At 73.8% G+C, this 16,925-nt stretch carries 15 protein-coding genes; 6 read left to right on the top strand and 9 right to left on the bottom strand.

Annotation, left to right across the window (positions count from 1 at the left end):
* Positions 1-350 precede the first annotated feature (350 nt).
* Positions 351-1,559: an ROK family transcriptional regulator gene (locus tag LG395_RS21610; protein WP_225810900.1), complete on the bottom strand. Its 1,209-nt coding sequence runs from the start codon at positions 1,557-1,559 to the stop codon at positions 351-353.
* Between the two features lie 50 nt (positions 1,560-1,609).
* Positions 1,610-3,055, bottom strand: a complete 1,446-nt coding sequence (gene xylB, locus LG395_RS21605; protein WP_225810899.1) for a xylulokinase — start codon at positions 3,053-3,055, stop codon at positions 1,610-1,612.
* Between the two features lie 159 nt (positions 3,056-3,214).
* On the opposite strand from xylB, the gene xylA reads away from it, so the two are divergent.
* A complete protein-coding gene (gene xylA / locus LG395_RS21600; RefSeq protein ID WP_225810898.1) occupies positions 3,215-4,381 on the top strand; it encodes a xylose isomerase in 1,167 nt (388 codons plus the stop codon).
* A 61-nt stretch (positions 4,382-4,442) separates the two neighbouring features.
* Here the strand turns inward: xylA and LG395_RS21595 are convergent, their stop codons facing one another.
* The 3 genes from LG395_RS21595 to LG395_RS21585 form a co-directional block, all read right to left on the bottom strand.
* Positions 4,443-5,783, bottom strand: coding sequence for an esterase-like activity of phytase family protein (locus tag LG395_RS21595; protein ID WP_225810897.1), 1,341 nt, complete (start codon positions 5,781-5,783; stop codon positions 4,443-4,445).
* Positions 5,784-5,913: 130 nt separating this feature from the next.
* Complete coding sequence (locus tag LG395_RS21590) at positions 5,914-7,191, bottom strand: SWIM zinc finger family protein (RefSeq protein ID WP_225810896.1); 1,278 nt, start codon at positions 7,189-7,191, stop codon at positions 5,914-5,916.
* Positions 7,188-10,052: an SCO1167/SCO6262 family helicase gene (locus LG395_RS21585; protein WP_505016509.1), complete on the bottom strand. Its 2,865-nt coding sequence runs from the start codon at positions 10,050-10,052 to the stop codon at positions 7,188-7,190. The genes LG395_RS21590 and LG395_RS21585 overlap by 4 nt, the downstream gene beginning before the upstream one ends.
* Before the next feature lie 215 nt (positions 10,053-10,267).
* On the opposite strand from LG395_RS21585, the gene LG395_RS21580 reads away from it, so the two are divergent.
* Both LG395_RS21580 and LG395_RS21575 read left to right on the top strand, forming a co-directional pair.
* On the top strand, positions 10,268-11,098 hold the full coding sequence (locus LG395_RS21580; RefSeq protein ID WP_225810895.1) for a hypothetical protein: 831 nt from the start codon (positions 10,268-10,270) through the stop codon (positions 11,096-11,098).
* A 306-nt stretch (positions 11,099-11,404) separates the two neighbouring features.
* Positions 11,405-11,587, top strand: a complete 183-nt coding sequence (locus tag LG395_RS21575) for a tail-anchor membrane protein (RefSeq protein ID WP_225810894.1) — start codon at positions 11,405-11,407, stop codon at positions 11,585-11,587.
* Positions 11,588-11,720: 133 nt separating this feature from the next.
* Here LG395_RS21575 and LG395_RS21570 read toward each other — a convergent pair whose 3' ends face one another.
* Together LG395_RS21570 and LG395_RS21565 are read right to left on the bottom strand one after the other, a co-directional pair.
* Entirely contained in the window at positions 11,721-12,560 is an 840-nt protein-coding gene (locus LG395_RS21570) for a hypothetical protein (protein ID WP_171158695.1), read from the bottom strand.
* Between the two features lie 143 nt (positions 12,561-12,703).
* Positions 12,704-13,000, bottom strand: coding sequence for a hypothetical protein (locus LG395_RS21565; RefSeq protein WP_225810893.1), 297 nt, complete (start codon positions 12,998-13,000; stop codon positions 12,704-12,706).
* A gap of 96 nt (positions 13,001-13,096) precedes the next feature.
* Between LG395_RS21565 and LG395_RS21560 the strand changes: the two genes are divergently transcribed.
* A complete protein-coding gene (locus LG395_RS21560; RefSeq protein ID WP_225810892.1) occupies positions 13,097-14,002 on the top strand; it encodes an oxygenase MpaB family protein in 906 nt (301 codons plus the stop codon).
* On the opposite strand, the gene LG395_RS21555 is transcribed toward LG395_RS21560, so the two are convergent.
* Positions 13,979-14,512 (bottom strand): PadR family transcriptional regulator, encoded by a 534-nt coding sequence (locus LG395_RS21555; RefSeq protein WP_171158698.1) that lies wholly within the window; start codon positions 14,510-14,512, stop codon positions 13,979-13,981. The genes LG395_RS21560 and LG395_RS21555 overlap by 24 nt on opposite strands.
* Positions 14,513-14,618: 106 nt before the next feature.
* Between LG395_RS21555 and LG395_RS21550 the strand changes: the two genes are divergently transcribed.
* Positions 14,619-15,374: an alpha/beta fold hydrolase gene (locus LG395_RS21550; RefSeq protein ID WP_225810891.1), complete on the top strand. Its 756-nt coding sequence runs from the start codon at positions 14,619-14,621 to the stop codon at positions 15,372-15,374.
* Positions 15,375-15,387: 13 nt separating this feature from the next.
* Here the strand turns inward: LG395_RS21550 and LG395_RS21545 are convergent, their stop codons facing one another.
* A complete protein-coding gene (locus LG395_RS21545; RefSeq protein ID WP_225810890.1) occupies positions 15,388-15,987 on the bottom strand; it encodes a class I SAM-dependent methyltransferase in 600 nt (199 codons plus the stop codon).
* A gap of 152 nt (positions 15,988-16,139) precedes the next feature.
* Here LG395_RS21545 and LG395_RS21540 point away from each other — a divergent pair, with 152 nt between their 5' ends.
* Positions 16,140-16,913, top strand: a complete 774-nt coding sequence (locus LG395_RS21540) for an MHYT domain-containing protein (RefSeq protein WP_171158701.1) — start codon at positions 16,140-16,142, stop codon at positions 16,911-16,913.
* The last annotated feature ends 12 nt before the right edge of the window (positions 16,914-16,925 follow it).

Genomic DNA, 16,925 nt, shown 5'->3' with positions numbered 1-16,925 from the left:
TGCCGCCCGGTGACGATCCGTCGGCTGCGCCTCGCGTGAATCACGGTACGACTCGGGCGGGTTGGGCAGAAGGGGGTGCCACGGTTCCGTGGGCGAGTCACGGCTTGTGGACAACTTACTCACTCGATCGGGTGAAGTCTGGCAAGGCGTCGGCTGCGATGTGCCGGACACCCCGGGCACCACGGAGGCCCCCCGCCCGCAGCCGACCGAGGAGCCTCCCCGCGGTCCGGCGTCGCCCCGGGGCACCACCGGCCGGGCGGCCGGCGCCCCGCGGCCGAGACGTGATCCGCGGGGGACCCGGTCCGTCATCCGGCCTCCACGGGTCGGGTTCCCCGGCGCGCGGAGCCGCGTCAGGACCGTTCCGCCACCACCGCCGGATCGTCCAGTACCGCCCGGACGACCGAGTGCGCGGCACCCAGCAGCGGGCCCTGCGGGCCCAGTGGGGAGACCGTCACCGGGCAGGCCGGGCCGGCCGTGCGGCCCGTCAGCTCCGTGTCCAGCGCCGGCAGCAGCCACGGGGACAGATCGGCCAGGGCGCCGCCCAGGACCACCGTCTCGGGGTCGAGCAGGTTCACCGCTCCGGTCAGGGCGATGCCGAGAGCCGTACCGGCGTCCCGCAGCGCGGACCGCACCCTCTCGTCACCCGCCTCGGCGCGTTCCGCGAGCAGGCCCACCCGGTCGTCCCGCGGTTCCAGCCCGGCCGCGCGCAGGACCGCATCCTCACCCGCGTACTGCTCCAGGCACCCCCGGCTGCCGCACGGGCAGGGGGGACCGTCCGGTCGTACGGGCACGTGGCCCAGCTCGCCCGCGAAGCCCCGGGTGCCACGCAGCAGCCGGCCGTCCACGACGATCGCCGCGCCGATGCCGATCTCGGCCGACACGTGCAGGAAGTCGCCCGGCGTACCGGCACCGAGCCACAGCTCGGCCAGCGCGCCGAAGTTCGCCTCGTTGTCCACGGTCAGCGGCCCGTGCGCGGGCAGCAGGGGGCCGAGGTCGGTGTCGTGCCAGTCGAGGTTGGGGGCCCGTACGACCGTCCGCCCGTCCCTCGCCACCAGGCCGGGAACGGCGACCGCGAGCCCGGCGGGCCAGAGTTCCGCGCGTTCCGCCTCTGCGACGACCTGCTGGATCAGTGCCGTCAGCTCCTCGATCACCGGTTGCGGCGCCCGGCCCCGGTTGACACCGCGCCGCACCGCCCGCGCGCGGACCTCGCCGCGCAGGTCGACCGCGCACACCGCGAGGTGGTCGACGCCGATCTCGGCCCCTATCCCCGCGGGCCCCCGCCCGCTCACCGCGAGCGCCGACCCGGGGCGGCCCACCCGCCCCGGCCGCTCGGGGCCGAGCTCCTCCAGCAGACCCCAGCGGATCAACTCGTCCACGAGGGTCGACACCGCGGCCCGCGTCAGTCCGATCCGGGAGGCGACCGCCGCCCGGGACAGCGAGCCCTCGGCGCTCACGGCGTGCAGTACCCGGGCCAGGTTGCGCCGGCGCATGCCCTGCTGGGTGTCCGGCAGGGCGCGCCCGGCGCCCGATGGGCGCGCCTCGTGCAGCGGTGCGGTCATGCCTCCGTCGATCCTCGGTGTCTGCCGCCCGGCTGGTCGCGGGCGGATCGTCACTCGGTGTCCGTCCCCCGCTCCAGCAGCGGGGCCGCGTCGGAGAGTACCCCGGTGATCCGGTCCAGCGTCGCCCGGTCCCGTTCCACGGCCTCGAGGACGGGGCCCGCGGCCGTGTTCCAGCGGCGAGCGACCGCAGCGGGATCCTCGCCGGTCAGCAGCCCGGCCGCCTGGGCCGCCGCACCCAGGGCGACCAGTTCCCTGGCCTCCGGGACCTGCACCGGCCGCCCCGAGAGCCGGCGCACGGTCTGCTGCCAGGCCGTCCCGCGGGCCCCGCCGCCGATCAGGAGCAGCGGGGTGTCGCGGTCCGCGTCCTCGTCGAGGACCAGGTCGAGCGCCCCGAGCAGCGCGTGCACCGCGCCGTCGTACGCGGCCTGCAACAGCTGTCCCGCGGTGGTGTCGTGCCGCAGACCGTGCAGCACTCCGGAGGCGTGCGGCAGGTTCGGCGTGCGCTCGCCGTCCAGGTACGGCAGCAGGGTCACGGAGCCGCCGGACTCCACCGCTTCGCGGTCCAGGCCCAGCAGGGCCGCGACGCGGTCCACCGCGAGGGTGCAGTTCAGGGTGCAGGCCAGGGGAAGCCAGTCCCCGCGCGCGTCGGCGAAGCCCGCCACCGTCCCGGTCGGATCGGTGGGACGGCGCCGGGAGACGGCGTACACCGTCCCGGACGTCCCGAGGCTCAGCACGGGCGTGCCGGGACGCAGCCCGAGGCCCAGGGCCGCCGCCGCGTTGTCGCCGGTGCCCGGGGCCACCAGCGTGCCCTTCGAGAACGGCAGATCGTGGCTGTCGCGCACGGTGCCGGCCACCTCGCCGGGGCGTACCACCCGGGGCAGCAGCGCCGGGTCCAGGCCGACGTGCGCGAGGGTCTCCTCGTCGTACGCCTCCGTCCCGGACGCCCACCAGCCGGTGCCGGAGGCGTCGCCGCGGTCGGTCGTGCCCTGCCCGGTCAGGCGCTCGGTGAGGTAGTCGTGGGGGAGCCGTACCGCCCGGGTCGCGCGGACCGCCTCCGGCTCGTGCTCGGCGAGCCACGCCCACTTGGTGACCGTGAAGGACGCGCCGGGCACGCTGCCGGTGCGCTCCGCCCAGGCCTTCGGCCCGCCGAGCTCCTCCACCAGACGCACGGCCTGCGGCGCCGAGCGGACGTCGTTCCACAGCAGCGCGGGACGCACCGGCTCGCCGCGCTCGTCCAGGGTGACCAGGCCGTGCTGCTGGCCGCCGATCGACACCGCGGCCGCCTCGTGTGCCGCGTCACCGCACTGGCGCAGCGCCTCGCACAGCGCGTCCCACCACTGGCGCGGGTCGCTCTCCCGGCCGGCGCCCGACGTCACCGTGTGCGGTGCCTGGCCGCTCGCCACCACCTGACCGGTGGCCGCGTCGACGACCAGTGCCTTCGTGGACTGGGTGGACGTGTCCACTCCGACGACGAGCGGACCCTCGGCTGCTGACATCGGGCTCTCCCTCTTCCGCGGCTCCGCGGGACGTGCGGGTGTGTGGTTTCGAAGACACCTTGCTGTCGAAGACATCTTGTCTCTTCCCAGAGGTGCGTCGGCATACTAATTTGTAAACCGCCATGACGAAATAGTCGCAACAGAGCAAGGAGCCGCGGCATGAGCTACCAGCCCACCCCCGAGGACAGGTTCACGTTCGGACTCTGGACCGTCGGCTGGCAGGGGAGGGACCCGTTCGGCGACGCCACCCGCCGCGCCCTCGACCCGGTCGAGACGGTGCAGCGCCTGGCGGAACTGGGTGCCTCCGGAGTGACCTTCCACGACGACGACCTGATCCCCTTCGGTTCCTCGGACACCGAGCGCGAGTCCCACATCAAGCGGTTCCGCCAGGCCCTGGACGCCACCGGCATGACCGTCCCGATGGCCACCACGAACCTCTTCACGCACCCCGTCTTCAAGGACGGCGCCTTCACCGCGAACGACCGCGACGTCCGCCGCTACGCCCTGCGCAAGACGATCCGCAACATCGACCTGGCGGCCGAGCTGGGTGCGAAGACGTACGTCGCCTGGGGTGGCCGCGAGGGCGCCGAGTCCGGCGCCGCCAAGGACGTGCGGTCGGCCCTGGACCGCATGAAGGAGGCCTTCGACCTCCTCGGGGAGTACGTCACCTCGCAGGGCTACGACCTCCGCTTCGCCATCGAGCCCAAGCCGAACGAGCCCCGCGGCGACATCCTGCTGCCCACCGTCGGTCACGCGCTGGCCTTCATCGAGCGCCTGGAGCGGCCCGAGCTCTACGGCGTCAACCCCGAGGTCGGCCACGAGCAGATGGCCGGCCTGAACTTCCCGCACGGCATCGCGCAGGCCCTGTGGGCCGGGAAGCTCTTCCACATCGACCTCAACGGCCAGTCCGGCATCAAGTACGACCAGGACCTGCGGTTCGGGGCGGGCGACCTGCGGTCCGCCTTCTGGCTGGTCGACCTCCTGGAGAGCGCCGGTTACGAAGGCCCCCGCCACTTCGACTTCAAGCCGCCGCGGACCGAGGACCTCGACGGCGTGTGGGCCTCGGCGGCGGGCTGCATGCGCAACTACCTCATCCTGAAGGAGCGCGCGGCCGCCTTCCGCGCCGACCCCGAGGTGCAGGAGGCCCTGCGCGCCTCGCGCCTGGACGAGCTGGCCCAGCCGACCGCGGCCGACGGCCTGCAGGCGCTGCTCGCCGACCGCGCGGCCTTCGAGGAGTTCGACGTGGAGGCGGCCGCAGCGCGCGGCATGGCCTTCGAACGCCTCGACCAGCTGGCGATGGACCACCTGCTGGGAGCGCGGGGCTGAACGGAGGAGGGCCGGGGCGAGCGCCGGACGCTCACCCCGGCCCCCGGCCGTGAGGCCGGTGTCAGCGGCCCTTCGGCAGCCGTACGTACGTCACGGTCGTCCTGATCCCGCTGTCGACCAGGCGGCCCTGGGAGTCGAACGCGCCCGTCCCGTCGGTCATCCCGAAGTCGTTGTCGTTGACGAGCGCGAGCGTGTCGTGATCCACGCGCGCGATGCCCTCGATCTTCCCCGGCACCCCCGCGACCTTGCCCAGGTCGACCACCAGGCGCTTGGCCAGCACCGGCACGCCCTGCGCCGCGGGGTCGTCCAGCTGCTCCAGCGACGGAGCCGTGGTGTCGTCGTCCCAGGGCCCGCCGAGGATGTCCGACGTGCGCCGGAGGCTGACCAGCTGGAGCCGGGCGGCCTTGTCCGTGCGCTCCTCGACCAGCAGCCGGTCACCGCCGACCGCGACCACCGAGGAGATCTTCAGCTCGGAGGTGTCGTCCTCGCTCGGGTCCACCACGTCCACCGGGTCGAAGCGGTAGGCGTACTCGGCCGTGACGGCCTTCTCGCGGGGTGAGAAGCGCAGCAGGCGGGTGGTGCGCGAGGCGTCCCCGGCGTCCGCGTCCGGCAGCGACAACGGGCTCTGGAGGGCCATCACCAGATCACCGCCGGGAAGCTGCGCCAGCCCCTCGAACCCGCGGTTGGTCTTGCGGTGCAACAGGATCGACGGCAGCGCCTCCACCACCGGGTAGTCCGCACCCGTCAGACCGAGCCCCTTGGGCACGTAGCGCGCGAGGACCTTCCCGCGCGCGGAGACGTGCACGAGGGACGGCCCGTACTCGTCCACGAGCCAGAAACTGCCGTCACCGGCCCGAACGATGCCCTCGGTGTCGAGGCCGTTCGGGTCGTAGGACAGCGGCGTCCGCGCGTCGTAGGTGTACGGCGCCTCGTCCCGGCTCTTCTGGTTCGGCAGTCCGGTGACGGCCTTCCCGGAGGAGGTGGTCAGCGGTATCGCGTCGATCACCTTGATCGTGTCCCCGGAGACCCGGATCTTCACGATCGCGGGATCGAATCCCGGCACCGGGAAGGTGCGGCGCTTCTTGCCGTCCACCTTGATCTGACCGTTGGGACCGCGGTCGGTCACCGTCCAGTACTCACCCTGGCGGCCGGCCGGGTAGATGTCGCTGCCGATGCCCCCGAGCTTGATCCCGTGGTCGTCGGCCACGCTGCCGGGCAGCAGCGCGTCGCTGAACGCGCCGAGCGGGATCTCGCCGAGCGTCGCCGTGCGGATCACACGGGCGTCCCCGGACGGCGCCGCGGTGGCCGTCCCCGCCGCGACGAGGACGGCGGCCAGAGCCAGGGGCAGACCCGTGGCGAGGGAACGGTGAACGCGGCGCGGGCCGGCGGCATGCGAGGACATCGGGCCTCCTGGAGCAAGGTCATGGGCTGCCGACACCCTCGGGCTCCCGGAGGAACGCCGCACGACCGTGCGGTGAACGGCCGCCGTCCACCGCTCATCGGACCGCGCGGGCAACACCCCTGATCGCCCGTCAGAGATCCTGCGGTGCCGGAACCTCGCCCTCCAGTCGCGCGGAGGCCAGTGCCGTCGCGGGGTCGGGATCGGCCCCGCCCGCCGGGACCCAGCGTCCCCCCTCGTCACGGTACGGCCACCAGCGGCCCTCGCGCCCGAGTCGCAGCTGAACGCCTTCCTCCTGAACGGTCCACCGGTTGCCGCTCCTGTGGAACACCGGCCGCTCGTCCGCCTCCCAGGCCGCGTCCAGAGCCGCACGCGCGCGTGCCAGCGCCGCACCCTCGACGTCCCGGTCCTCGTCGAGCACCCTCAAGGCCGCCGCACCACCGGTCAGCCAGGCGCGGACCGCTGTCACGAGCCCGTCGTGTCCGCGCCCCGACCCCGTGGCGAGCCGCTCGGTGACGGCGACGGGGGCCGGCCCGCACGCCAGGCGTACGGCGTCCTGGGCGGCCGTCAGGTCCGCGCCGGCCCGTGTCCGACCGCGTAGCGCCGCCAGCAGCCGGTACGCCTCCACGGCGGTGCGAGCGGCCAGGTGCTCCAGCGCCGCCGGGTCCACCTCCGGCGCGGCCGGCGCCCCGGTGGCGAAGGACGGTGGTGCGCCGGGTGCCGCGGGGAGCCCGGGCAACTCGGGCAGCGGCGGCAAGCTGCCGGCAGCCGCCCATGCCTCCGCCGCGTCCACGCCCGCGGCCGGGGGCGTCGCTCCGGACGGTTCCGCCGTGCCGCGGACGTGCAGCTCCGCCAGGAAGGCGTCCTTGTCCCGCCCGCGCATCAGCAGGAGCAGGAACGGATCCTCGTCCAGCAGCCGCGCCACCTGGTGACACAGGGCGGCGGTGTGCCCGCAATGGTCCCAGGCGCCGCAGTCGCACGCGGGATCCAGATCACCCAGACCCGGCAGGAGTTCGATCCCCGCCACCGCCGCGTCTTCGAGCAGAAGCGGCGGAAGTTCCCGTTCGAGGAGCGCGGCCATGTGGCCGGCCTGCTCCACGGCGAGATCCTCGAACCGTGCCCACTCCTCGTCGGACAGCCGTGGCAGCACGACGTCGGCCCGGCACGCCGCACCCTTGGGGTCACGGACGACGGCGGTGACCCGGCCCGGCCGTACGGTCACCGCTCCCACGCCGCCCGCGCGCGCGAGCCTGCGTCCGGCCGTGACCGCCGCGGCCTCCAGGGCCGTTTCCTCCAGGGCCCGCAGCCAGGCCCGCCCCCACCAGCTCCGGGCGAAGGCACGCCCGCGCGCGGGCGGCAGCGCGGCGAACGTCCGTCCCGTGTCCCGTCCGTGGTCGTCGTAGCGGCTCATCGCGCCTCCCCGCGCAGTTCCACCAGTGCGGCCAGTTCCTCGTCCGACAGTTCCGTCAGGGCCGCCTCACCGGAACCGAGCACGGCGTCGGCCAGCTCCCGTTTGCGGCCCAGCATCTCGGCGATGCGGTCCTCCAGGGTTCCCTCGGCGATCAGCCGGTGCACCTGCACCGGACGGGTCTGCCCGATGCGGTACGCCCGGTCGGTGGCCTGTGCCTCCACCGCCGGGTTCCACCAGCGGTCGTAGTGCACGACGTGCTCGGCCCGGGTGAGGTTCAGCCCCGTCCCGGCGGCCTTGAGGGACAGCAGGAACACCGGGGCCTCACCCGCCTGGAAGCGCCGTACCAGCTCCTCACGCGCGGCGACCGGCGTCCCGCCGTGCAGCAGCAGCGAGGACACCCCGCGGGCCGCCAGGTGCCGTTCGAGCAGCCGGGCCATGCCCACGTACTGCGTGAAGACCAGCACACCCGAGTCCGCGGCGAGGACGGTGCCGAGCAGTTCGTCCAGCAGCTCCAGCTTCCCCGAGCGTCCGGCGAGCCGCGGATCGTCCTCCTTGAGGAACTGCGCCGGATGATTGCAGATCTGCTTCAGGCCGGTGAGCAGCCGCATGATCAGGCCCCGGCGCGTCATGTCGTCGGCGGCCGCGATGCGGTCCAGGGTCTCGCGCACCAACGCCTCGTACAGCCCCGCCTGTTCGGCCGTGAGCGGCACCGGGTGATCCGTCTCGGTCTTCGGCGGGAGTTCGGGGGCGACGCCGGGATCGGATTTGCGCCGCCGCAGCAGGAACGGTCCGACGAGCCGGGCGAGCCGTCGTGCGGCCGCGGGGTCCCGGCCGCCCTCGACGGGCTGCGCGTAGCGCGCGCGGAAGCCGCCCAGGCTGCCGAGCAGGCCGGGGGCCGTCCAGTCGAGGATCGCCCACAGTTCCGTGAGGTTGTTCTCCACCGGAGTGCCGGTGAGCGCCACGCGCGCGCGTGCGCCGATCGTGCGCAGCGCCCGCGCGGTCGCGGAGTAAGGGTTCTTCACATGCTGCGCCTCGTCGGCCACCACCATGCCCCACGAAAGCCCGGCGAGCCGGACGGCGTCCAGGCGCAGCGTGCCGTACGTGGTCAGCACGAACTCGCCGTCCGTCACGGTCGCCAGATCGCGTCCGGGCCGGTGGAACCGGCGCACCGGCACCCCGGGAGCGAACCGCTCGATCTCGCGCTGCCAGTTGCCCAGCAGGGAGGCCGGGCAGACCACGAGCGTGGGGCCGGCCGCCGCCGGATCCGTCCGCCGGTGCAGGTGCAGGGCGATCAGCGTGACCGTCTTGCCGAGCCCCATGTCGTCGGCCAGACAGCAGCCCAGCCCGAGCGATGTCGTACGGGCCAGCCAGTCGAGGCCGCGCAGCTGATAGTCCCGCAGGGTCGCGGCCAGGCCCGGCGGCTGTCCGACGGTGAGGGCCGGGTCCTGGGCCGTCAGCCGCTCCCGGAGCCCCTCCAGCCATCCCGTGGGCCTTACGTCGACCTGCCGGCCGTCGACCTCCGCCGCGCCCGTCAGAGCCGCGGCCAGCGCCTCGACGGGGGTGACGGAACGGTTCCGTTCGCTCCGGGCCCGCTCCGCCTCCCGCGGATCGACCAGCGCCCAGCCGTCGCGCAGCCGCACCAGTGGACGCTTTGCCTCCGCCAGCCGGTCCAGCTCCTCCCGGGACAGCTCCCGCCCGCCCAGGTCGAACCACCATCCGAACGTGACCCTCTCGTCCGCACTGAGGAACGACGCAGCGGTGGCGGTCCCGGACGGCGCGGTGCCGTCGTCCGGCGGACCGATCGCCGCGTGCGCGGTGAGGCCGCGTGTCAGGTGCCGGGGCCAGTGCACGTCGACCCCTACGGCGGCCAGCGCCCGCGCGCCCTCGCCCAGCAGCTCTGCGATCTCGTCGTCGGCGAGGTCGACCGTGTCCGGCACGGCGGCGGAGAGCAGCGGCGTCAGCGGCGGCCAGGCCCGCGCCGCCCGGCGAAGCGCCAGCAACGCGTCCGTACGCGCGCGGGGGGCGGACTTCGGGCGCCCGGTGTCCGCAGCGGTCCACAGTCCGGCGGCATCCATGACGTCCGCCGGTCCGCCGTGGCCGTGCACCTGGAGGACCGCTCGGAAGCGGACCGGAGCGCCGTCCTGCAAGGCGGCCTCGTCGAGACCGGACGCCTCCACGCGCAGCGACAGCCGCACCCCGGCGTCCTGGGAGGCGGCGATGTCGTCCGCCCACTCCCGCAGCGCCGGCAGACGCCGCGGCTCCGGAGCCGTGTACGCGGGGCCGCCGGTCACCAGCGGGGCGGCGGGGGAGCGCGGCAGCACGTCGGCGACCGCGTCGAGGAAGGCGCGCAGCAGCCGTTCCGGGTCGGGCAACAGCGCGGGCCCGTCGTCCGCGACCGGCACGGCGTGCGCCTGCGGGGGCATGGCGGCGGCCAGTTCACGGACCAGTTCCGCATCGCGCGCGGACAGGGGTCCCACGCGCCAGGCGTCGTGGTCGCCGGCGGTCAGGCCCGGCAGGAGCAGACCGCGCGCCAGGAAGCCGAGGGCCAGTTCGTACGCGGTCCGCCAGAACGCGGCCGGGTGCTCCCGCGGCAGCGCACGCGCGCGTGCGAGCACCGGAAGGGCGGTGCCGACGGGAAGCACCAGGACGGGCAGCGGCACGCGTTCGACGCTGCCGTCGGCCGAGGGCAGGACGAGGTCCACTTCTGCCGGCGAGCCCTCCGCGTGTCCGGGCGGAACCCCGCCGTCCGGTCGCCAGAAGCCGATGCGGCCCGCGCGCGGGGGATCGGACGGCAGGAACACGACGCAGCATTCGGTCAGTTCGGTCAGTTCGGAGGGTGGCACCGCAGGGATGGTCCGCACAGCTCTGTCGTACTCCTCAAATTTGACTACTTGACGGAGTCGCCGAGGGTACAGGACCGCCGCGGCATGCGCGTCCGGCCTTCAATGTGAGGCAGGAAACTCCACAACCTGTTCGAAGGGCCTGGGTTCGTCGTGAGTGCGGGCGGCAAACGCGCGCCCGCGGGGACAATGTCCGCTACCGCTGTCGAGTGCTGCGGTCGAGTGAGGGGGACGGCATGGGGGAAAGCCCGAGGGACGCGGGGCCGGCGGAGATCCCGGAGCGCGGAGGGGAACCGGGGCCGGGCGGACGGGACCGCGTGCCGTCGCCCCTGCGCGAGGAGCACGCGGCCATGGAACTGCGCCGTGCCGAACAGGCGCACACGGAATCCGCCGGGATGGTTCCGGGGATCCACCGGCCCGGAGGCTTCGAGGTCGACGCCTCGGTCCCGAGCCGGCAGCAGTGCTGGGACATGCTGGAACCGGGCGTGCGGGAGAAACTGGCGCACAAGGCCGGTGGTGTCTGGGAGTGGTGGGCGCGACCTGACCACGAGGGCCACCCTAAGGCGTTCGTGTTCGGCCCCCGCGGACTGTGTCAGGTCGGCCGCGTCGTCCGCGACGGCCGGACCGTCTTCCAGGGCGAGCGCCTGAGAGTGGAGCCCGGATCGGTGCGACGGCGGTCGTTCGCGGTGACCGGCGCCGGGAGGAGACCCTCGACGGCGACCGAGCCCTGGGGAGGGGCCGCGGCCACCCGTGCCGCGCAGCCGTCCGCAGCCGTGCGCCCGCTGGACCTGGCCCCTGCCGCCGCGGGCGTTCTCGGGAACTTTCCCCCCGAGGTGCAGGAGTTCGTCCAGCGCCCGTTCCTGTCGGACGACCACGGGCTCGTCGCGGACTGGTACTACGAGGAGACCCTTGAACTCACCCATCGGAAGGTCTTCGTGGTGTTCTGCCTGTCCGCGGAGCGTCATGTGACGGTCGCGGCGGGCACCCGCACCCTGCCGCGGGGGAGGCCGCCGCATCAGGCCCGCTGGAACGTCGAGGGCTATGAGGCGCTGATCCGGCGGGCTTGAGGCGGCGTGCCGGCGGACCGCCGGCGTCCTGGCCGCGTCGCGCCCGGCCCCGCCGGCCTCACCGCGTCCTGCCGGTCGTCGGCGTCCTCGCCGTGCCCCGCCGGCCTCACCGCGTCCTGCCCGCTGCCGACAGCCCGCCGAGAACGGCCCGCCGCGTCCCGGCCACTGCCAACAGGCTTCCGCCCTGTCGCGGACCACTAGGGGGTGCGGCTCAGGGATGTCTCAGGGTCGGGTCGTGGAACCGCGGGGAGCGGGGGGCCGTTCTCAGATCAGAGAGCGGCGGTGGCCGCGAAGGAGGCGACGCTCATGTCCATGAACGCGAAGATCGCCGCAGGGGGCGTGGCGATCGGGCTGATCCTGCTCATATGGCTGCCCTGGTGGGTGGCGTTCCTGATCGTCGTGGGAGTTCCGGCGGCCGCCTACCTCGCCCTGGACCCCTCACAGCGGCGCAGGCTGCGCAGGGTCACCCGCAAGGAGCTCGGGCGCTGAGGCGCCGGTGCGCGGCAAGACCTCACCCGGCGAGCCGTCCGGACGGGCCGGCCGGGCCATGGGGAGCCGCGTCGCCCAGGGGCGGCGCGGCTGCCGGGGGAGCGACCGGGAGGTCTCGTCCGGCAGCCCCGGCTCACAGGGGCCGTACGGCCATCTTGTCGAGCGCCTCCAGCAGACCGGGCAGCTCGGGGCCCCGGCCCACCGGGAGCACCTCGCCGGGTTCCTCGTCGAGCAGGACGAACGCGATGTCGTCGGTGCGGGCCACGATCGACCAGCCGGGGCCGTCGGCGCGGAGCGTACGCGCCTCGCCGGGAGCGAAGGACGAGCGCACGCGGCCGAGCGGCGGTGGCGAGTCGACGTAGGCGCGCGCTTCCGCGAGCACCCGGCGGACACCGGCGTGACCGCCGGCTCCGGCGCCCTCGTCCTCCCGCGCGGACCGCACATCCGGCGTGCGCTCGCCGGGTGCGGGGAAGTCGGCGTCGTTGATCTGCTCGCGCCAGGCGGCCCACTGCAGTGCTATCTCGTCGGCACCCAGCCGGCGCTGCGCGGGCCCCCAGGAGGCGGTGTCCGGCGGGCACAGCGCCGATCGTCCGGCCTCCTCGGCGGGCGGGTCGTGGGGAGCGGGCACGCCGGGTGCCGCCACGGCGACGGCCAGGGGCCATCCCGGCAGGGCGGTCACGACCGCACGCTCGTCCGGCGACAGCTCGTACTCCATGCCGCAGTCCCAGGACGCGATCGCCACGGCGACCAGCGAGACGTCGTCGATGACGACCGTCCAGCGAGCGCCGTGCCCGTCCTGGCCCAGCACCAGGCCGTACCCGTCGGCGCGCGGCGCGAGGTCCAGCGCCGCACACGCCTCCGGGTAGTCGTCGCCCAGCACGCTCGGAAACTGTGCCGGCGTGAGCAGTACCGCCGTCAGCACGTACAGCGCATCGTCCGCGGCGGCGACGGGCTCAGTGTCCGTCCCGGCCATCCCTGCCTCCCCAGTGGTTCGTCCATCGGCGCGCACCCTAGTGCGATCGGAAGCCGCTTGTCACGACTCCGCGCACCACGCGGAGCTGCAGGTTTCCGCCTGGACAGGGGCGAAACGGCCAGATGCGGAGAAGGAAGTTCCGTTCAGGCCGCGGGCAGTCCGAGCAGGTCGCGGGCCACCGCCGCGGGTGTCTCGGCGCGTTCCCGGGCCAGCGCGACGACCGCCCGGCAGGCCAGTTCGCTCACCCCGAAGGACAGAGCCTCCGGGGACACCCACGCCGCCGCTTCCTCGATCCGGTCCTGGTCGTCCTCCGCGCGGGCCGCCACATAGACGGCCGCCGCTTCGAACAAGTTGTGCGCGCGCCTCTCCCGGGCACTTGCCGGCCACCCCTGCGTGGAGGTGCCGAGCCGGCCGGCGTACCTGCGGATCCTGTCGAACACGCGGACCACCCTTCCCTGAACGGAGTCAGTACCGTCGCCCATCTACCGCTCCTCAACGTAGAGTTGGAGGTTCGGCGGCAGAAGGGGGACGACGCGGTGAAGCGGTTCGAGCGGCTCGCGCAGATCCGCCGACTGGACCCGGTGGCGGACGCGCTGGAGATCTACCGGATCAGCGTCACGTACGAGTTCCCCTGGGACTACACCCGCGCTCTCGAACTGGCTCTGTACCGCACCTACGCGGTGCCCGGCATCGGGCGGCTGCTCGCGCGGACGGCGGAGCTGACCGAGCGCACGCAGAAGCGGTACGACGACACCGTGCTGCTCCTGGACACCATCGTGGAACACGGCTTCGCGGCGGAGGAGGGGCGCACGGCGATCCGCCGCATCAACCAGATGCACCGCAGCTACGACATCGGCGACGACGACATGCGGTACGTGCTGAGCACCTTCGTGGTGATGCCCCGGCGCTGGATCGACGCCTACGGCTGGCGGCGGCTGTCCCGGCACGAGATCGTCGCCACCACCGAGTATTACCGCACCCTCGGCCGGCACATGGGCATCCCTGACATCCCCCGGACCCATGAGGAGTTCGAGGCCCTCCTCGACTCCTACGAGGAAACCCACTTCGGCTGGGACGAAGAGGCCCGCCGGGTCTCCGACGCCACCCTCGCCCTGATGGCGTCCTGGTACCCGAGCCCCCTGGCACCGCTGCTGCGCACGGCCACGCTCGCGCTGCTCGACGAGCCCCTGCTGCGAGCGTTCCGCTACCCGCGACCCGGCGCCGCCACGTCCGCGCTGGTGCGCCGCGCGGTACGGACGCGCGGCCGGTTGGTCCGGCTGCTGCCGCCGCGCCGCGGCCCCCACTTCGCGCGCCAGAACCGGGAGGTCAAGGGCTACCCGAACGGCTATCGCATCGCTGACCTGGGCACGCGCCCGGTCCCCGGTCTGCGTGGCTGCCCGGTGCGGCACCAGGGCAGTTCAGCGGCCGGGCCCGTCGAGTGAGGCCAGCGTCTCACGCAGCCAGGCCAGCTCGGCCCGGCTCGTGGCACGCGCGATGGTGAGAACGCCGCGCCGGAACGGATCGTCCAGTTCCTCGGCGCGCAGCGGCCGGTCGCCGTCGTAGAAGAAGCTCGCCGGCTCCTCCAGGAAGGCCAGCCGGCGCCGCAGTACGGCCGCCTGGGCGGCGGGGTCCTCCAGGTGCCGCAGGAACGCGAGCAGCGTGAACCAGTGGTTCTCGTCGGTGATCTCGCGCTGGGCGGGCTCGGCGAGCCGGCGCTTCAGCTCGCGCCCGCCTTCCTCGGTCAGGCTCAGCACATGGCGTGGCGCGGCGACGGCGCCGGGCTCGGTGGCCCGCACCAGCAGACCGGCCTTCTCCAGGCGCTTGATCGCCGGGTACAGCGTGCTCTCGGCGACGGGCCGCACATGGCCGGTGAGCGCCGCGATGTGGCGGCGCAGCACGTATCCGTGCAGGGGAGCGCCGTACAGGAATCCGAGGATGGCGAGTTCGAGCATGGCCGCATTCTCCCGCAGGGATACATCGCTGAGCCAATACCGCCTTGACGTAATACATCGTCACCGAGGTATTGTTCCGACGTAGCGGACCACAGGGAGGGACACGGTGCAGCAGGCCACGTTCGACAGCAGAGGAAGCCGGATACGGTGGACCGAGGTGCCGGGGGCGGAGCCCGCCCGGGTGTATCTGCACGGACTCGGTGCGATGTCCGCCGTCTACCACGCGCACATCGCGGCGCGGCCCGAACTCGCGGGTCGGCGCAGCCTGTTCGTGGACCTGCCGGGGCACGGCACGAGCGACCGCCCCCAGGACTTCGGGTACACGCTGGAGGACCACGCCGACGCGGTGGCCGCCGCGCTCGACGCCGCCGGGGCCGCCGGAGCCGAACTGATCGCGCACAGCATGGGCGGCGCCGTAGCCGTCGTCCTCGCCCACCGGCGGCCCGACCTGGTCTCCCGGCTGGTCCTGACGGAGGCCAACCTGGACGCCTTTCCGCCGCCGACCGCCGGCAGCAGCGGGATCGCCGCCTACGGGGAGGACGACTTCGTCGAAGGGGGGTACGCGCGCGTGCTGGAGACGGTCGGCCCGCTGTGGGCGGCGACCATGCGGCTGGCCGACCCGCGCGCGCTGCACCGCAGTGCCGTCGGCCTGCGCACAGGCTCCGACCCCGTGATGCGGACGCTCCTGGAACGGCTGCCCATCGACCGCGTCTTCCTCCAGGGCGAGCACAGCGGCGAACTCGTGGGCCGGGAGGACCTGGAAGCCGCCGGGGTGCGCGTGGTGACGGTGCCGGGCGCCGGGCACAACGTCATGTTCGACAACCCCGACGCCTTCGTGGCAGCCGTCACCGGAACGGGCTGACCCGGTCCGTCCCTCAGTCCTCGCGCACCGCGAGCGCCAGGAAGCGGGCGTCCTCGTCGGTGTACGACGTCATCCGCCAGCCCGAGCGCGCGAGGAGCGGCCGGAGATTGGTCTCGGCGCGCAGGTCGTCGGGGGTGAGCCGGCGCCCCTGCCGCGCCGCCAGCGCCGCGCGGCCGATGGGATGGAACAGCGCGAGCGTGCCGCCGGGCCGTACGCAACGGGCCAGCTCCCGCAGGTTGTCCACCGGACGCGGGAGGTGGGCGATCAGGCCCGCGGCGAACACGGCGTCCAGGCAGCCCGAGGCCAGCGGGAGCGCGGCGACGTCGGCGAGCACCAGCCGCCCGTCGCGGTGCCTGCCCGCTCGTACGGCTGCCTGGAGCATCGCCGGGGTCAGATCCACGCCCAGCACCACCCCGGAGGGACCCACGGCGGCCCGCAGGGGCGGCAGGGCCCGCCCGGTGCCGCAGCCCGCGTCCAGCACGCGGTCCCCCTCCCGCAGCCCGAGGTCGGCGACGGCCGCCGCGTAGGCCGGCCCGTCGTCCGGGAACCGGCTGTCCCAGTCGGCGGCGCGGGCGGTGAAGAAGTCCTGGACGTGTGTGTGGTCGTCGTTCATGTTCCGCATGATTCCTCACCGTCACGAGGGAAGTCCTTGTGCGCATGTTCGAGCGGGACTCGATCGTTCCGGCACAACTGTGCGTCATATTCCGGCACCTTTCGAAATGCGCCCCCTTTGTGCGCCCCTGCCCCGGCTAGCGTCCCGGGGCCATGGGACACCTGGACCACGCCGCCTTCGGCTGGCTGACCCCCGTGCTGTCGTACGCGATGGCCTGCATAGGCGCCGCACTCGGACTGCGCTGCACCGTCCGCGCGCTCGCCACCACCGGCCGCGCGCGCCGCAACTGGCTCGTCACCGCCGCCTCTTCCATCGGGACGGGCATCTGGACCATGCACTTCGTGGCCATGCTCGGCTTCCGCGTCAGCGGCAGCGACATCCGCTACGACGTGCCGCTGACCATCCTCAGCCTCCTCGTCGCCATGGTCGTCGTCTGCGCCGGCGTCTTCGCCGTCGGCTACAGCCGCGACCGCAACCGCGCGCTCCTCCTCGGCGGTCTCACCACCGGCCTGGGCGTCGCCAGCATGCACTACCTGGGCATGGCGGCCGTCCGACTGCACGGCGACGTCACCTACGACCCGGTCCTCGTCGGACTGTCGGTACTGATCGCCGTGGTCGCGGCCACCGCGGCCCTGTGGGCCGGGCTGAACATCAGATCGCCCCTCGCGGTCACCGTCGCCTCCCTCGTCATGGGAGCGGCCGTCAGCAGCATGCACTACACCGGGATGTTCGCCGTGAGCGTGCGTGTGGACCCGTCCGGCGACGCTCTTCCCGGGGCCACGGCGATGCAGTTCATCTTCCCCCTCGCCGTCGGCCTCGGGTCCTACCTGTTCATCACCTCGGCCTTCGTGGCCCTCTCGCCCACGGCCGACGAGCGCCAGGCCTCCGCCTCCGCCCAACGGCCCGTCGAAAGCGTCGCCCGCTAGCCGGCCCCCCGG

Source organism: Streptomyces spinosus, assembly GCF_020400655.1.
Taxonomy (GTDB): domain Bacteria; phylum Actinomycetota; class Actinomycetes; order Streptomycetales; family Streptomycetaceae; genus Streptomyces; species Streptomyces argyrophylli.
This window is presented reverse-complemented; position numbering and strand designations above follow the sequence as displayed.

Coding starts and splice junctions, on each gene's coding strand:
- LG395_RS21575 (WP_225810894.1), top strand. CDS start 11,405: ATGTCCATGAACGCGAAGATCGCCGCAGGGGGCGTGGCGATCGGGCTG.
- LG395_RS21595 (WP_225810897.1), bottom strand. CDS start 5,783: ATGTCCTCGCATGCCGCCGGCCCGCGCCGCGTTCACCGTTCCCTCGCC.
- LG395_RS21570 (WP_171158695.1), bottom strand. CDS start 12,560: ATGGCCGGGACGGACACTGAGCCCGTCGCCGCCGCGGACGATGCGCTG.
- LG395_RS21555 (WP_171158698.1), bottom strand. CDS start 14,512: ATGCTCGAACTCGCCATCCTCGGATTCCTGTACGGCGCTCCCCTGCAC.
- LG395_RS21610 (WP_225810900.1), bottom strand. CDS start 1,559: ATGACCGCACCGCTGCACGAGGCGCGCCCATCGGGCGCCGGGCGCGCC.
- LG395_RS21580 (WP_225810895.1), top strand. CDS start 10,268: ATGGGGGAAAGCCCGAGGGACGCGGGGCCGGCGGAGATCCCGGAGCGC.
- xylB (WP_225810899.1), bottom strand. CDS start 3,055: ATGTCAGCAGCCGAGGGTCCGCTCGTCGTCGGAGTGGACACGTCCACC.
- xylA (WP_225810898.1), top strand. CDS start 3,215: ATGAGCTACCAGCCCACCCCCGAGGACAGGTTCACGTTCGGACTCTGG.
- LG395_RS21540 (WP_171158701.1), top strand. CDS start 16,140: ATGGGACACCTGGACCACGCCGCCTTCGGCTGGCTGACCCCCGTGCTG.
- LG395_RS21545 (WP_225810890.1), bottom strand. CDS start 15,987: ATGAACGACGACCACACACACGTCCAGGACTTCTTCACCGCCCGCGCC.
- LG395_RS21590 (WP_225810896.1), bottom strand. CDS start 7,191: ATGAGCCGCTACGACGACCACGGACGGGACACGGGACGGACGTTCGCC.